This window comes from Polynucleobacter yangtzensis, assembly GCF_001595965.1.
GTDB classification, from domain to species: Bacteria; Pseudomonadota; Gammaproteobacteria; order Burkholderiales; family Burkholderiaceae; genus Polynucleobacter; species Polynucleobacter yangtzensis.
This window is the reverse complement of the sequence record NZ_LOJI01000039.1, coordinates 1-352: the sequence shown is the minus strand read 5'-3', so window position 1 is coordinate 352 and position 352 is coordinate 1. Positions and strand designations below refer to the sequence as shown.

The following is a 352-nucleotide window of genomic DNA, read 5'->3' as shown; positions in this document are numbered from 1 at the left end:
ATTGGCATTGCCAGGTGCTCGGTAAGCCGTATCAGTCACAAACTCAGGTTCTGGTAGAGCGCGACGATCGAGCTTGCCATTGGGGGTGAGAGGCAGGGACTCCAAATTAATGAGAGCGCTAGGCACCATGTACTCTGGTAGGTTGTTTAAGAGGGCTTGGCGTAACTGAGTGCTTTCTGGAACCACTGTTTTGCGCGGCACCAAGTAAGCCACTAGCTTTTGTTCGCCAGCTACTGTGCGAGCAAGAACGCTTGCTTGAGCTAACTCTGGGCAAGCTTGTAAGAGGGCTGCTTCAATTTCACCTAGTTCAATCCTAAAGCCCCGGATCTTCACTTGTTGGTCAGCACGACCT

The 352-nt window shown here is 51.7% G+C and carries 1 protein-coding gene; it reads right to left on the bottom strand.

All coding sequences use genetic code 11. The features are described 5' to 3' along the window. Nucleotides 1-352, bottom strand: a 352-nt coding sequence (locus tag JaK3_RS08830) for an AMP-binding enzyme (RefSeq protein ID WP_150114253.1), incomplete at both ends; no start/stop codon positions are given.